13 protein-coding genes, 1 tRNA gene and 1 pseudogene are annotated in these 13,743 nt (G+C 68.2%); 7 read left to right on the forward strand and 8 right to left on the reverse strand.

Going from position 1 to position 13,743, the window contains the following annotated elements:
• The first annotated feature begins 33 nt into the window (after positions 1–33).
• The gene (locus ACZ5YD_RS13885) at positions 34–1,101 is read left to right on the forward strand and encodes an mRNA surveillance protein pelota (RefSeq protein ID WP_379741039.1); all 1,068 of its coding nucleotides are present in this window, start codon (positions 34–36) and stop codon (positions 1,099–1,101) included.
• A 193-nt stretch (positions 1,102–1,294) separates the two neighbouring features.
• On the opposite strand, the gene ACZ5YD_RS13890 is transcribed toward ACZ5YD_RS13885, so the two are convergent.
• Positions 1,295–1,546 (reverse strand): DUF8015 family protein, encoded by a 252-nt coding sequence (locus ACZ5YD_RS13890; RefSeq protein ID WP_379741036.1) that lies wholly within the window; start codon positions 1,544–1,546, stop codon positions 1,295–1,297.
• Positions 1,547–1,866: 320 nt separating this feature from the next.
• Here ACZ5YD_RS13890 and ACZ5YD_RS13895 point away from each other — a divergent pair, with 320 nt between their 5' ends.
• Positions 1,867–3,189, forward strand: coding sequence for an MFS transporter (locus tag ACZ5YD_RS13895; protein WP_379741033.1), 1,323 nt, complete (start codon positions 1,867–1,869; stop codon positions 3,187–3,189).
• A 34-nt stretch (positions 3,190–3,223) separates the two neighbouring features.
• Here ACZ5YD_RS13895 and ACZ5YD_RS13900 read toward each other — a convergent pair.
• The 7 genes and pseudogenes from ACZ5YD_RS13900 to ACZ5YD_RS13930 all read right to left on the reverse strand — a co-directional run bounded on the left by ACZ5YD_RS13900 (position 3,224) and on the right by ACZ5YD_RS13930 (position 11,101).
• A pseudogene (locus ACZ5YD_RS13900) lies at positions 3,224–4,381 on the reverse strand (multicopper oxidase domain-containing protein).
• A gap of 135 nt (positions 4,382–4,516) precedes the next feature.
• On the reverse strand, positions 4,517–4,930 hold the full coding sequence (locus ACZ5YD_RS13905) for a DUF3054 domain-containing protein (RefSeq protein ID WP_379741030.1): 414 nt from the start codon (positions 4,928–4,930) through the stop codon (positions 4,517–4,519).
• 110 nt (positions 4,931–5,040) lie between these two features.
• The gene (locus ACZ5YD_RS13910) at positions 5,041–5,649 is read right to left on the reverse strand and encodes a class I SAM-dependent methyltransferase (protein ID WP_379741350.1); all 609 of its coding nucleotides are present in this window, start codon (positions 5,647–5,649) and stop codon (positions 5,041–5,043) included.
• Between the two features lie 29 nt (positions 5,650–5,678).
• The gene (locus ACZ5YD_RS13915; RefSeq protein WP_379741027.1) at positions 5,679–6,149 is read right to left on the reverse strand and encodes a GNAT family N-acetyltransferase; all 471 of its coding nucleotides are present in this window, start codon (positions 6,147–6,149) and stop codon (positions 5,679–5,681) included.
• Between the two features lie 102 nt (positions 6,150–6,251).
• Complete coding sequence (ileS, locus tag ACZ5YD_RS13920; protein ID WP_379741024.1) at positions 6,252–9,392, reverse strand: isoleucine--tRNA ligase; 3,141 nt, start codon at positions 9,390–9,392, stop codon at positions 6,252–6,254.
• Between the two features lie 108 nt (positions 9,393–9,500).
• Entirely contained in the window at positions 9,501–10,640 is a 1,140-nt protein-coding gene (cobT, locus tag ACZ5YD_RS13925; protein WP_379741021.1) for a nicotinate-nucleotide--dimethylbenzimidazole phosphoribosyltransferase, read from the reverse strand.
• A 2-nt stretch (positions 10,641–10,642) separates the two neighbouring features.
• Positions 10,643–11,101, reverse strand: coding sequence for a hypothetical protein (locus ACZ5YD_RS13930; RefSeq protein WP_379741018.1), 459 nt, complete (start codon positions 11,099–11,101; stop codon positions 10,643–10,645).
• 161 nt (positions 11,102–11,262) lie between these two features.
• Here ACZ5YD_RS13930 and ACZ5YD_RS13935 point away from each other — a divergent pair, with 161 nt between their 5' ends.
• The 5 genes from ACZ5YD_RS13935 to ACZ5YD_RS13955 all read left to right on the forward strand — a co-directional run bounded on the left by ACZ5YD_RS13935 (position 11,263) and on the right by ACZ5YD_RS13955 (position 13,743).
• Complete coding sequence (locus ACZ5YD_RS13935) at positions 11,263–11,541, forward strand: hypothetical protein (RefSeq protein ID WP_379741015.1); 279 nt, start codon at positions 11,263–11,265, stop codon at positions 11,539–11,541.
• Positions 11,538–12,371 (forward strand): beta-keto acid cleavage family enzyme, encoded by an 834-nt coding sequence (locus ACZ5YD_RS13940; RefSeq protein WP_379741012.1) that lies wholly within the window; start codon positions 11,538–11,540, stop codon positions 12,369–12,371. Before ACZ5YD_RS13935 ends, ACZ5YD_RS13940 begins: the two co-directional genes overlap by 4 nt.
• A gap of 164 nt (positions 12,372–12,535) precedes the next feature.
• Positions 12,536–12,621: transfer RNA gene (locus ACZ5YD_RS13945), tRNA-Ser, on the forward strand.
• Positions 12,622–12,679: 58 nt separating this feature from the next.
• Complete coding sequence (locus tag ACZ5YD_RS13950; protein WP_379741009.1) at positions 12,680–13,219, forward strand: 30S ribosomal protein S13; 540 nt, start codon at positions 12,680–12,682, stop codon at positions 13,217–13,219.
• Positions 13,216–13,743 carry a 30S ribosomal protein S4 gene (locus tag ACZ5YD_RS13955; RefSeq protein WP_379741006.1) on the forward strand — a complete coding sequence of 176 codons (528 nt, stop codon included), beginning with the start codon at positions 13,216–13,218 and terminating at the stop codon, positions 13,741–13,743. The genes ACZ5YD_RS13950 and ACZ5YD_RS13955 overlap by 4 nt, the downstream gene beginning before the upstream one ends.

Here is a 13,743-nt window from a genome sequence, read left to right on the forward strand (position 1 = left end):
AAGCGTTGATACGACCGGGACCGAACGCCGGGTATGCGCATCACCGATCGGTCTCCGGGCGAGGAGGGCCGCGAGCGGATCGGCCTCGTTCCGGAGAACGTCGACGACCTCTGGCACCTCTCGCACGTCCTCGAGCCCGGTGACCGGATCGAGGGCGACACGACCCGACGCATCCAGCGCGACGACGACGAGATGCGGGACACCGGCGGGCAGCGCGAACACCTGTTCGTGACCATCGAGGTGGAGACGGTGGAGTTCGCGCGCTTCGCGAACCGGCTCCGCGTGGGCGGGGTGATCGCCGAGTGCTCCCGCGAGGACCAGCTCGGCCAACACCACACGCTGAACGTCGAGGAGCACGACGAGGTGACGATCGAAAAGCGGTTCAAACCCGACCAGCTCGAACGCATTCAGGAGGCGACCGAGGCCGCGGAGAACCCCGACGTGGCCATCGCGACCGTCGAGGAGGGCGAGGCGTACGTCCACACGGTCCAGCAGTACGGCACCGAGGAGTACGCCTCCTTCACGCGCCCGACGGGCAAGGGCGAGTACGCCCGCCCGCGCACGGAGCTGTTCGCGGAGCTCGGCGAGGCGCTTTCACACCTGGACGCGGACGCGGTCATTCTGGCGGGACCGGGGTTCACGAAGCGGGACGCCAACGACTACCTCTCCGAGGAGTTTCCCGACCTGGAGCCGTCGATCACGGTCGTCGACACATCGAGCGCCGGCGATCGCGGCGTTCACGAGGTGTTGAAACGCGGCGCCGTCGACGAGGTCCAACGGGAGACGCGGATCTCGAGGGAGGCGGAGCTCATAGACGAGCTGACCGAACGAATGGCGGAGGGGACGAAGGCGACCTACGGGCCCGAGGACGTCGCGGAGGCGGCCGAGTTCGGCGCGGTCGAGACGCTGCTCGTCGTCGACGATCGGCTCCGCCGCGAGCGGCAGGGCGAGGGCGACTGGGAGATCGACGTCAACGAGGTGGTTCGATCGGTGGAACGTCAGGGCGGCGACGTCGTCGTCCTCTCCTCGGAGTTCGCGCCGGGCGAGCAGCTCGCGGCGCTTGGCGGGATCGCCGCGCTGCTTCGATATCGGCTGCAGTGACCGCCCCCTCTCCATCGAGATCCGTGCTCGTACAGTCGAGCGCCTTCCTGGAACGGTGATCGGCTCGGAGCGGGAAACGAGGTCGGGAACGAACAACGAGGTTGGAGACGGAAAACGAGGTCGGGAACGGGAAACGAGATCGGAGTCGACGAGCGGAGAAGCGGAAGGAAGGTCGAAGAGATCCGAACCGGATTCAGTCGGCGTTCGTCGGGCCGGGCTGGGACGTGACGGCGGGTCCGGTCGTGTTCGACCCGCCCGCGCGAACCGACGGAGTTCCGGCGACCGGACCGTTCACGAACATCGCGTGGCCCATGAGGCCGATGGCGACGGTCGCGCCGACGGGAACGGCCGAGACGAGGGGGAGTCCGACGATCGTCAACGCAGCGGTGATGCCGATGAGCGCGGCCGGAATGAGTCCGAGAACGTAGTCGTAGTATCCAGTCATAATATACTCTATAGTATGAGACATGGGTATATAATTGTTTCCCATGGGTATGGAATCACTATTCCGATCCATTCCTGATGGTTTCTCATAACTTATGAACGATCGAAGGCGCGAATACACGCGTTAGCGACGTTGAAACGCGATTTCCAGTACGGTTGAAACGTGATTCCCAGTACGCGCTCGATCGGGCAGCCATCCACACAATCGCTCGATCACCACCGAAGCGCGTGTTCGATCACTGCCGATGAGCATGGTCGGCCACCACCGAGGGGCGTGATCGATCGAACCGTTAAACTCGCCGCGAGTCACACACGGCTGTAGTGAACACGAACGATCGCGCCATCACCGCGCTGGTCATGGTGGCACACGGGATGGTCCACACCTACGAGCTGTCGATCCCCATCTTCGTGGCGCTGTGGCTGCTCGAGTTCTCGACCATCGATCTCGGAATCGTCACCCTCGAGGTGACGACCGCCACGCTCGGCGTCGTCGTCACCGCCGGGTACGGCCTGTTCGGTCTCGGGGCGCTCCCCGGCGGGATCCTCGTCGATCGCCTCGGCTCTCGGCGACTGATAACCGTCTGTCTGCTCGGAATGGCCGGATCGTTCGCGCTGTTGGCGGTCGCGCCGGGCGTGACGGCCATCACCCTCGCGCTCGTGCTCTGGGGCGTCTCCGCGTCCGTCTATCACCCGGCCGGACTGTCGTTGATCTCGAAGGGCGTCGCCGACCGCGGAACCGGGTTCGCCTACCACGGGATCGCCGGGAACGTTGGGATCGGGGTCGGACCGCTCGTGGCCGCCACGTCGCTGCTCTTCTTGGAGTGGCGGACCGTGGCCGCCGTGCTCGCCGTCCCGGCCGTGATCGCGGCCCTCTACGCCTCCCGCGCGGACATCGACCCGCAGGCCGCGGTCGATTCCGATTCGGCCGCCGGCGACGGCGGGGACTCGAAGGCCGACGCCGGCGTCGACTCGCTCGGCGAGTTCGTCGCCGAGTCCCGCACGCTCTTCGCCGGAAGCTTCGCGCTCGTCTTCCTCGTCGTGATGTGCTCGGGGCTGTTCTACCGCGGCTTCCTCACCTTCCTGCCGGAGCTGCTCGGCCGGATCGAGGGCTTCGATCCGATCCCGGTCGCGTCCCTGGTCCCGGAGGCGCTTCGGTCCCTCCTCGGCGTTCAGGCGTCGGGCGGCGAGACGCTCGCGCCGGGCGATTACTTCTACTCGGGACTGTTGCTCGTCGGGGTCGTCGGCCAGTACGTCGGCGGCAAGCTCACCGACCGCTTCCCCGTCGAATACGGGCTCGCGGCGGGATTCAGCGGGCTCGCGGTCCTCGCGCTCGTGTTCCTACCGGCGGCCTCGCTGGGGCTCGGCCCGCTGGCGGTCGTCGGCGTGTTCATGGGCATGTTCCTGTTCGTCGTCCAGCCGCTCTATCAGGCGACGGTCGCGGAGTACACGCCCGCCGGAACCCGCGGACTCTCGTACGGGTACACCTACCTCGGCGTCTTCGGCGTCGGCGCGCTCGGCGGCACGGTCGCCGGCGTGATCCTCGAGTATCTCTCGGAGCCGGCCCTGTTCCTCACGCTGGCCGGGTTCGCGACCGTCGGCGCCGCGACCGGGCTGTATCTGGGTCGCAAGAACGCCCGTCCGTGAGCGCGGGAGGATCGACGCACGGTCGAGGACCGAGTCACCCCTCGTAGCCGGCGTACTCCATCAGGTCGGCGAAGACGTCCGTCCCCATCGCCTCGCGATAGACGACCGCGGAGAGCATCCCGCCCGGGTAGACGGTCCCGTTCATGACGTGATCGACCTTGTGACAGTGCATCGGGTAGATGCCGGGGTCGGCGTCGGCGGTGAACTCGACCGTGTGCCGCTCCGCGGGCGCGACGTCGCAGACATCCATCTCGTATCGGGCCGCCTCGGGGATCGTTCCGCCGTCCTTTTCGATCCGGGTGAACCGGTGGTTGTGGACGTGCAGCGGGTGGTTCATGTAGCCGGCGTTGACCCAGTGGATCCGAACGGTGTCACCGTGCTCGACGATCATCGGCGAGCCGTCCTCGGGGTGGAGCGTTCGCGGCGCGACCTTGCCGTTCACGGTGAAGACGTCCGGATTCCGGTTTCGCGGGCTGTAGGAGACGTCCTCGCCGGCCATCATCCGGTTGAGCCGGGAGTCCCAGTCCTTCACCGACAGGAAGTACTCCCGGTCGGCCTCCTCGTAGCCGGCCGGGTCAACGCGGAAGATCCCGTACATCCCCATGTCGATGTGCCGCTGGGTCTGGAAGTGGCAGTGATACAGATGCGTCCCGGGCACGTTCGCCGGGATGGTGTAGGTGTGCTCCTCGCCCGGATCGACGGTGATCCCGGTCGTCGTCGGCACCCCGTCGTCCTTCCAGGCCTTGCGCGAGCCGTGGAAGTGGACGGTGTGCGGCAGGTGCCCGTCGACGTTGTCGAGCGTGACCTCGACGTCCTCGCCCTACGTGGTCCGAATGATGGGTCCCGGGACGCTCGGTTCGCCGCCGGCGGCCTGGAACGCCCAGACCCGCGGCAGTCGCACCGGGCCGCCCATCGTCTCCAGCGGATGCGCCTCGTGGACCGCCGGCTGCGTCCTGAGCGTCACGGAGCCGCCCTGCTCGTCGGCGTTGACGACCTCGGGCGGGCTCGTCCGCGGCAGCTCCTCGTCGACCTGCTCGCGCCCGTCGGCACCGGCGGCGTCGTCCGCGCCCGCGCCGACTCGGTTCACCGGCGCCTGACACCCCGCGAGCGACGCCGCGCCCGTGCTTCCGGTGATCGCGAGGAACTCACGTCGTGATACCGCCGTTCCGGGTGCGCCGATCCGATCTCTCATCACGTATTGACGGAGGGAGCGTCACTACATAGGGCGGTCGCGCGTTCTCGGCCCGCTGGAAGGCGGGCGAACGTATTCGACCGATTCCTTATAAATAGCGGAACGTGTTCGATTCGGCCTTTTTGTCAACCGATTTCACCGCACTCGGAAGTAGACGGCCCGCCAGACCCCGATCGCCACGGAGCCGGTCACCACCATCACGAGGACGAAGACCGGTTCGGCGCCGCCGTGAAAGAGTCCGACCCACCGCAGTCCGACGCCGATCAGGGCCGCCGGAACCCACGACCGGATCGCGAGCGGGACGGAGGCCTTCGCGGACTCGACTGCCCCCGGCGAGTACGCTCCGATCGGCGGCGCCGCGATCGCCCAGCCGATCAGAAACGGCGCGTATATCCCGGCCAGATAGAGGGGGTTCTCGAGCAGGAACGCGGTCTCGTGGTGGCTCGAGGCGCCGATCGACAACACGACCAGGATCGCGAGGACGTCCCCGACCGCAAGCGGCAGCGCGCCGCGGTCGAGACGCCTCGACAGGAAGCCGTCTTCGGGCATACACGGAGTTGTGTCGGGACGCCCCTTGTTTCGTGCGATTCGTGACGCCACTCGTTTCGTGTGGCGCGGAACCCCTCCCCTGGTATCGGCGATCGTCGCTCGACGTCGTCTCACGCGTCGGTGTCGTCGACGTCCGTCGGAACCCGGCCGACGGCGGTGTAGACGAACCCCTCCTCGAGCAGGACCGGATCGAAGCCGGACGCCTTGAGGGCCGCCAGGAGCTCGTCGCGCGCGACGAACGTCGATCCCATCCCGAGGACCGACTCGCCGACCGCGAGAAGCCGGCCGAGCGGATGGCTCGGATCGAACTCGCGTATCACGGCCACGCCGCCGGGCCTGATGGCGCGGTACATCTCCGCGAGGGCCGCGTCCCGGTCCGGAACGTGATGGAGGGCGTCGACGATCATCGCGGCGTCGACCGCGTCCGACCCGACGGGCAGTTCCCGCGCGTCCCCCCGGATCGCCGCCAGCCCGCGATCGAAGGCGCGATCCAACATCCCCGCCGACACGTCGACGACGATCGAACGCTCGACGTCGGGACGGTTCGCGATCGCCAGCGACGCGCGACCCGACCCGCCGGCCACGTCGAGGACGCGCCGGACCGGGACGTTCGCGAGATCGAAGGCGTCCGAGAGGCCGACCGGATCCGCGGCGGGCATCACCAGGTCGTACAGGCGCGCGAGCCGGTCGAAGAATCGAACGTCGCCGACGCCGTGGATCCCCGCCGATCCGCTCCGTCGAGAACGGGTCACAGCCAGCGATCGAGGGGGGCGCTCAAGCGTATCTCCTCGCCGCCGTGTCCGCGGCGGGTGTCCTCGGGCTCGAACCCGTTGGCCCTGTAGAACTCCGTCGCGGCGGGCTCCTCGGTCGGAACGGACACGCGGAGCGTCTCCACGCCCTCGCGCGCGAGGTCGCGGGCGACGCGCTCGAGGAGTCGCCCGTCGACGTTCGTCTCCACGTGGTCGGGGTGGACCCACAACGCCAGAAGCTCCGCCGCCGACCCGTCGCGGTCGGGGTGGGCGATCGCCAGCCCGACGGGTCGGTCGTCGACCTCGACGAGGTAGCCGCAGTCGGCGGCGACGGCCGCCTCCCGAACGCCGGCAGCGGAGACGTCGAAGACCTGTACTTCACGATCGTCGAAAACGGCCGTTTCTCCCGCGCGGGAAACCGCCGCCCGTAGCGCCTCGGCGTCGCCGGGACGCGCCGGTCGGACGTGCATCGTGTCCGATGGGATGTGCGACACCGTCGAATATCTTTCGACCGTCGCGAGCCGCGGCGGTCTGCCCCGGACGACCCGGGACGGTGATCGGGAGCGCCCGGACTATCGCGGGTCGATCCCGATCGTGACGTCCACGCCCTCGATCTCCCACTCCTCCGTGTGCGAGGCGTCGGAGGGGTCCGCGAGCCGCTCGCTCGTGCGCGTCTCCTCGTCAATGAGTTCGCGATGTTCCTCGACGAACGATGCGATCCGGTCGTCCTCGACGTCGAGCGCCAACCGGATCTCCGCGTCCACCTCGAGATCGAGGTCCTTGCGCATCTGCTGTATCCGCCGGATGACGTCGCGCGCGTAGCCCTCCGCCTCGATCTCCTCGGTCAGCGTCGTGTCGACGTAGACCGTTCCGTCCTCGAAGTCGGCCCCCCACATGTTCTCGGGGGGCGTCGAGACGTACTCGACCATCTCGTCTTCCAGTTCGACCGGCTCGCCGTCGACGACGACGCCGTCGCCCTCGACCGTCTCGCGGGTGGCACCCTCCAGGGCGTCCATCACCTTCTGGGCGTCGCCGCCGAAGGCGGGGCCGATCTCGGACATCCGCGGCTCGGCCTCCTCGACGAGCTCGTCGAACCGGTCGGTCACCGCGAGCTCGCGCGCGTTCACGCGCTCGAGGATGAGGACCTCGAGGCGCGCGATCGACTCGCGAACGTCCCCGTCGTCGCTCTCGACGACGACTCGGGAGACGGGCCAGCGCAGCTTGCGTCCCGCCTGCTGGCGTGCGTTCGCCGCCGCCTCCTCCACCTCGCGGAGGACCGCAACGTCCCGTTCGAGTTCGGGATCACGGCGGGACGGATCGGGGGCCGGGTACGAGAGCGCATGGACCGTCGCGGCGTCGCCGTCGAACGTCTGGTACATCCGCTCCGTGACGTAGGGCGCGATCGGCGCCAGCATCCTGATCGTCTCGTCGAGGACGGTCGCGAGGGTGGCGTAGGCGCCGCGTTTGGACGCCGAGTCGGACTCCTCCCACATCCGGTCGCGGACCGCCTTGATGTAGAACCGCGAGACGTCCTGGGTGACGAACTCGATCAGTTCGTTGACCACGTCGCTGACCCGGTAGTCCTCCCAGGCGTCCTCGACCTCGCGCTCGACGGACTGGAGCCGCGAGAGGACCCACTCGTCGACGAGTTCGAGCTCGCCGTCAGTGAGGTCGGCCTCGGCGGGGTCGTAGCCGTCCAGATCCATGTAGGGAAGCGGGAACCGGAAGGTGTTCCAGAGGATGTTGAGCTTGCCCTGGATCTCGCCCAGCCCGTCCCACTCGAAGGCCAGGTCGATGCCCTGCTGATCGTGGCTCAACAGGTAGGTCCGGAGGGGATCCCGGCCGGCGCGGTCGATCGCCTCCTCGGGGGTGACGATGTTGCCGACGGACTTCGACATCTTGCGCCCCTCGCTGTCGTTGACGAACCCGTGCATCAACACCTGCTCGTAGGGGGTCTCGCCGAAGGCCGCCGTTCCCATCCCGAGTTGCGACCAGAACCACCCGCGCGTCTGGTCGTGCGCCTCGACGATGAGGTCGGCCGGCCACAGCTCCTCGAACGCCTCGGTCTCGCCGGGGTAGCCGATCGTCGCCCAGGACGCCACCGACGAGTCGAGCCAGACGTCGAAGACGTCCTCGACCCGCCGGTAGGTCGTCCCGTCCTCCGTGATCGTCAACCCGTCGACGGTCGGGCGATGGAGGTCGACGTCCGCCGGGTCGATCGACTGGTCGACGCGATCGGCCAGCTCCTCGCGCGTGGCGATCACGATCATCTCCTCGCCGTAGTCCCCCGGCTCCGCGTCCTCGGGGACCCAGATCGGGATCGGGATGCCCCAGTAGCGCTGTCTGGAGACGTTCCAGTCTGGGGCGTCCTCGATGAAGTCACGGAACCGCTGGTCGCGGGCCCACTCCGGGAACCACTCGGAGTCCGTCATGTTCTCGAGGAGGTCGTCCTTGATGTCGGTGATGGAGATGAACCACTGGTCCGTGACGAGCTGGATGATGCCCGTGTCACACCGCCAGCAGTGGCCGTAGCTGTGCTCGACCGTGCCGTGGGCGAGCATGTGTCCGTCGGCGACCAGGTCCTCGATGATGTCGTCGTTGGCCTCGCGGACGAACTGTCCCGCGTACTCGCCGGCCGCGTCGGTGAACTCGCCGTTCGGCTCGACCGGACAGGCGATCTCCAGCCCGAGTTCGGTCCCGCGCTCGAAGTCGACCTCGCCGTGGCCGGGCGCGGAGTGAACGAGGCCGGTCCGGTCGGCCTCGACGTAGTCGGCGGCGTACACCCGCCCGGCCCCCTCGAAGTCGGGGTACTCGGCGAGGTGATCCGCGAGCGGATGGTCGTACTCCCAGCCGACCAGATCCTCGCCGGACAGCTCGGCCTCGATCTCGTAGTCCTCGTAGCGGCCCTGCTTCAGGACGTCCTCCACGCACTCGGCGGCGACGTAGAGCAGTTCCTCGCCCTTCCCGCCGCCGGTGGTGGCGCGAACCGCGTTGTAGGTGAGATCCGGGTCGACCGCGACGAAGGTGTTCGCGGGGATCGTCCACGGGGTCGTCGTCCAGATGACGAGGCTCCCCTCGCGGTCCGAAAGCGGGAACTTCACGTAGATGGAGGGGTCCTCGACGTCCTCGTACTCCACCTCGTTGTTCGCGAGGCCGGTCTCACACCGGGGACACTGGGAGATCGACCGCTTTCCCCGCTCGACGAGCCCGCGGTCCGCGACCTCTGCGAACGCCCACCAGGCCGACTCCATGTACTCCGGCGAGACCGTCCTGTAGGGGTCCTCCCAGTCCATCCACACCCCGATGGACTTGAAGTCCTCGTCCATCGCCTCGCGGTTGGACTCGGCGAACTCCATGCACTCCTCGATGAACGCCTCCATCCCGTACTCCTCGATGTCGCGTTTGGACTCGAAGCCCAGCTCCTCCTCGACCTTGACCTCGATCGGGAGCCCGTGCATGTCGTAGCCGGGCCGATCCGTCACCCGGTGGCCGTCCATTCGCTTGTACCGGATGATGGCGTCCTTGAGCGTCTTGTTCCAGGCCGTCCCGAGGTGCATCTGCCCGGAGGTGTACGGCGGGCCGTCGACGAAGAAGAACGGCGGGTCGTCGGCGTGGGCCTCCTTTGCCGCCTCGTAGGCGTCCGCGTCGTCCCAGTAGGCGTCGACCGTGGACTCGACGTCCGCGGGCGCGTACTGGTCGTCGATCTGCTCCATATCCGTGCGTGTCCGGCCGCGTATTTGAATACGACGGAGTCGCGTTTCGCCGCTTCGAGGGAGTCCTCATCGGTTCGCCGTCCCATCGGACGGTCGAGCCGCGTCGCCTCACTCCGCGAGGCCGATGTCCTCGAAGGTCGCCATCCCGCGAAGCGTCGCGCACGCGGACCGGTAGATCGGCAGCGCCAGGCAGGCGCCGGTCCCCTCGCCGAGCCGGAGGTCGTAGGCGAAAAGCGGCTCCAGTCCGAGCGCGTCTAGTTGGATCGCGCACGCGGGCTCGACGCCCGCGTGCGAGGGAAGCAGGAACGGCCGAACGTCCGGCTCGAGCGCGTCGGCCAAAAGCGCGGCCGCCCCGCTTATCGCGCCGTCGACGACGACCGGCGTCCGGTCGGCCGCACAGCCGATCGCCACTCCGGCGAGGACCCCGACCTCGAACCCGCCGACGCCGGCCAGGACGTCGATCGCGTCGTCGACACGCGCGCTCGCGTCCTGTTCGTTCGCAGCCTGCTCGTTCGCATCCAGTGCGCTCGTCTCGAGCATCTCCTCGACGACCGCGACCTTGTGATCGAGCTCGCCGTCGTCGATCCCGGTTCCGTGGCCGGTCGCCTCCCCCGGCGATGCCTCGGTCAGGGCAGCCGTGATCGCGGCCGCGATCGTCGTGTTTCCGATCCCCATCTCGCCGAGCGCGACGACGTCGGCGTCGGCCAGCTCCTCGCTCGCGATCCGCAGGCCCGCATCGATCGCCGCCACCGCGTCCCGGCGGGACATCGCCGGGGCGCTGGAGGCGTCGTCGGTCCCCCGATCGATCCGGACGTCGAGTGCGCCCGGAACCGGATTCCCGGCGATCCCGGCGTCGACGACGAGCGTTTCGGCGTCCACGGCGCCGGCGATCGCGTTGATCGCCGCTCCCCCCTCGAGGAAGTTCTCGAGCATCGCGCGCGTGGCCGCCTGCGGGTACGCGGAGACGCCGCGATCGACGACGCCGTGATCGCCGGCGGCGACGACGACGGTCGCCTCGGCGAGTTCTGGACGGGGAGCGCCGACGAGTCCGGCGATCGCGACCGCGAGGTCCTCGAGACGACCGAGGCTCCCGGGCGGCTTCGTGAGAGTCGGCTGGCGCTCGAGCGCCGCGCGCTCGGCGGCCCCGTCGACCGGCGGCACGGCCGGAAGATCGGGATCGACGGACTCCCCACCGCGGCGATTGCTTTCGCTCTCCTCGACGCTCTCCATGGACGATCGGTCCCCCATTTTCAGGCCTCGAAGTCCGGGAGGTCGTCGGGCGCCTCGTAGTCGCTCTCCCAGTCGATGTACTCCTCCTTCAGGGTCTCACAGACGACCTGGCCGAGCTCGGTCAGTCCCGCGTTGATCCCCGAGACGGTCCCCCACGAGTCGAGATCGGGGTGGAGGTCGCGCTCCTTCCAGTCCTCGGGAAGTCCCGGAGCGTGATAGCCGACGCGGTCGGCAAACGAGTCCCAAAAGAAGTCGAACCTGGAGACGAGATCGAGGTCGGCGACGATCGCCCACTCCGACTCGTCGAGGTCGCTCGTCGCCGCCCACTCCTCGAAGGCCTCCTCCCAGGCGCCCTCCTCGAGGAACGCGGACAGCTCCGCGCGTCGGTAGTCGCCGCCCGCGACCTCCGCGTCGTCGTACTCGTTCGGATCGACCTCGGAGAGCTCCGGCGGGTCGAGTACGGTCACGTCGAGGGACATACCGTTCCGTTCTCGCGACGAGGCCAAAGGTGCGTCGACTGCGTCGGTCGAATGGACGTGACGCGGGCCGGCGGATTCGCGCCGCCGACGGTCGCCCGAATCGCCCCGGCGTTCCCTCGTCGCCCCCGTGTTTCAAGGCGTCCCGGCCCGTCAGACGGACGATGACCGACGACTGCGTTCACCTGGAGTACCGGCGTGAGTCCGGCGATCGGGCCTTCGAGACGCCACGGGCGTACTGTACGGTCACGGGCTCGTTCGTACAGCCGATGCGCGCGGACGTCTGCAACGCCCGCTACGGCCTCGATCCGGAGACCGACTGCGAGTTCTACGTCGATCCGGACGATGAACTCGACGCCGAATCGGACGGCAAATTCGACGCCGAATCGACCGATGAACCCGACGCCGAGCCGGACGGCGACGACTCGGGGGCGACCGAATGACCTACGAGGAGTACCTCGAGGGGAAGCCCGTGATCATCACGGCGGCGCTCACCGGCGGCGTCCACGGCAAGGAGGCGCATCCGGACCTCCCGGAGACGCCGGCGGAGATCGCAACGGCGGCCGCCGCCTGTGAGGACGCCGGCGCGAGCATCGTCCACCTGCACGCCCGCCGCGAGAACGGGGAACGGGCCTTCTCGCGCGAGCGGTTCCAGGCGGTGACGGACGCGGTTCGCTCGGCGACCGACGACGTGATCGTCCAGCACTCGACCGGCGGGACCGCCGCCCCGGACGGCCTCCGACACGAGCCGTTGCGAACCGATCCGGCCCCGGAGATGGCCTCCCTCGACATGGGCCCGCTGAATCGGTACGAGCGGCTGACCTCGGAGAACACGCGTGGGCTCGTCGCCTCGCTACACGCGGAGATGCGCGAGCGGGACGTCAAGCCCGAACTGGAGGTGTTCAACGACGGCCACCTCAACGAGGCGCTTTCGATCCTCGAGGAGTTCGCGGATCCCCCGTATCTGAACCTGCTCTTCGGCGGCGGAACGACCTCCCCGCCCCATCCACGGAACCTGCAGAACGCGGTCGCGAACCTCCCCTCGGAGGCCGAGTTCAACGTCATCGGCCTGGGACGCCACCAGCTCCCGATGACGACCCAGTCGATCCTGCTCGGCGGCCACGCTCGCGTGGGACTCGAGGACAACAGATACCTCCGGCGCGGGGAGCTGGCGACGAACGAGCAGCTCGTCTCGCGAACGGCACGCATCGCGGAGGAGCTCGGGCGACCGGTCGCGACGCCGACGCAAGCGCGTGAGATCCTGAAGTTGTAGCCGTGGGCTGAAGATGGAACGGTAGCGGGCCGCGTTCCTCGTGTCACCCCGACGCACGGGGCGGCGACATCCGTGATGTTTAAGTGGCGATGACGGGTTCGTTCACACGCACGTACTGCAGGGGCAGCGGGGCCCCGAGTCCGGAAGGGCGACGATACGATAGGGTTGCGGTAGCCAAGTCTGGCCCAAGGCGCAGGGTTGCTAACTCTGTGGCGGTCACGCCTCCGGGGTTCGAATCCCCGCCGCAACGCTCGAACCGACCCCGCGGACGACGGGAGACCGTCGACCGCACCGACACTCCACCACAAATGAGTGCAGAAGAACCACAGGACGACCCGGCGGAGGAGGAGGACCTCCAGTACTTCGTTCGCATCGGGGGCGCGGACCTCGATGGGACGAAGACCGTCGAGCGAAGTCTGACAGAACTCAACGGTATCGGCACGCGAGCGGCGCGAATCGTCGCCGACGCCGCCGACGTGGACCGCACGGCCACGTTCGGCGCGCTCGAGGACGACGAGATCGACGCCGTCGTCGACGTCGTCGAGAACTTCGAGGATCACGTTCCGTCGTGGATGGTCAACCGGCAGAAGGACTTCTTCACCGGCGAGACCGACCACAAGATCGGAACCGATCTCTCCGAACAGCGACGACACGACATCAACCGCATGAAGATGATCGAATCCTACAAGGGACTCCGACACAAGCGCGGCCAGAAGGTCCGCGGACAGCGGACCAAGTCCACGGGACGGACCGAGGGCACCATCGGCGTCAACGTCGAGGAGATCCGCGAGGAACAGGCCGAAGAGGAGGCCGCCGCGGAGGCCGAATCGGCCGGTGATGAGGAATGACGACCGGCAACAACACCAAGGCCTACGAGACGCCCAACCACCCGTACCAGGGCGAGCGGATCGCCGAGGAGGCCGACCTGGTCTCGCGGTACGGGCTGAAGAACAAAGAGGAGTTCTGGCGAGCCCAATCCGAGCTGCGGAACATGCGTCGCGAGGCGCGACGCCTGCTCGGGGACGCACAGGGAGACGTCGAGGCGGCCCAGGAGGCCGGCTCGGAGTTCCTGACCCGGCTTCGAACCCTCGGCATTCTCGGGGAGAACGACGACATCTCGTCGGTCCTGTCGCTCGACGTGACGGACCTGCTCGAGCGTCGACTCCAGACGGTCGCCTACCGGAAGGGCCTCGCCTCCTCGACGAGCCAGGCGCGACAGTTCATCGTCCACGGCCACGTGACCGTCGACGGCGCCCGCGTCACGCGCCCCTCGAAGAAGGTCGACACGACCGAGGAGGACACGGTCGCCTTCGACGAGACGAGCCCGCTCGCCGACGAACTACACCCCGAGCGTGCGGACGCACAGGAGTAA

The sequence above is a fragment of the Halopenitus salinus genome, assembly GCF_055397165.1.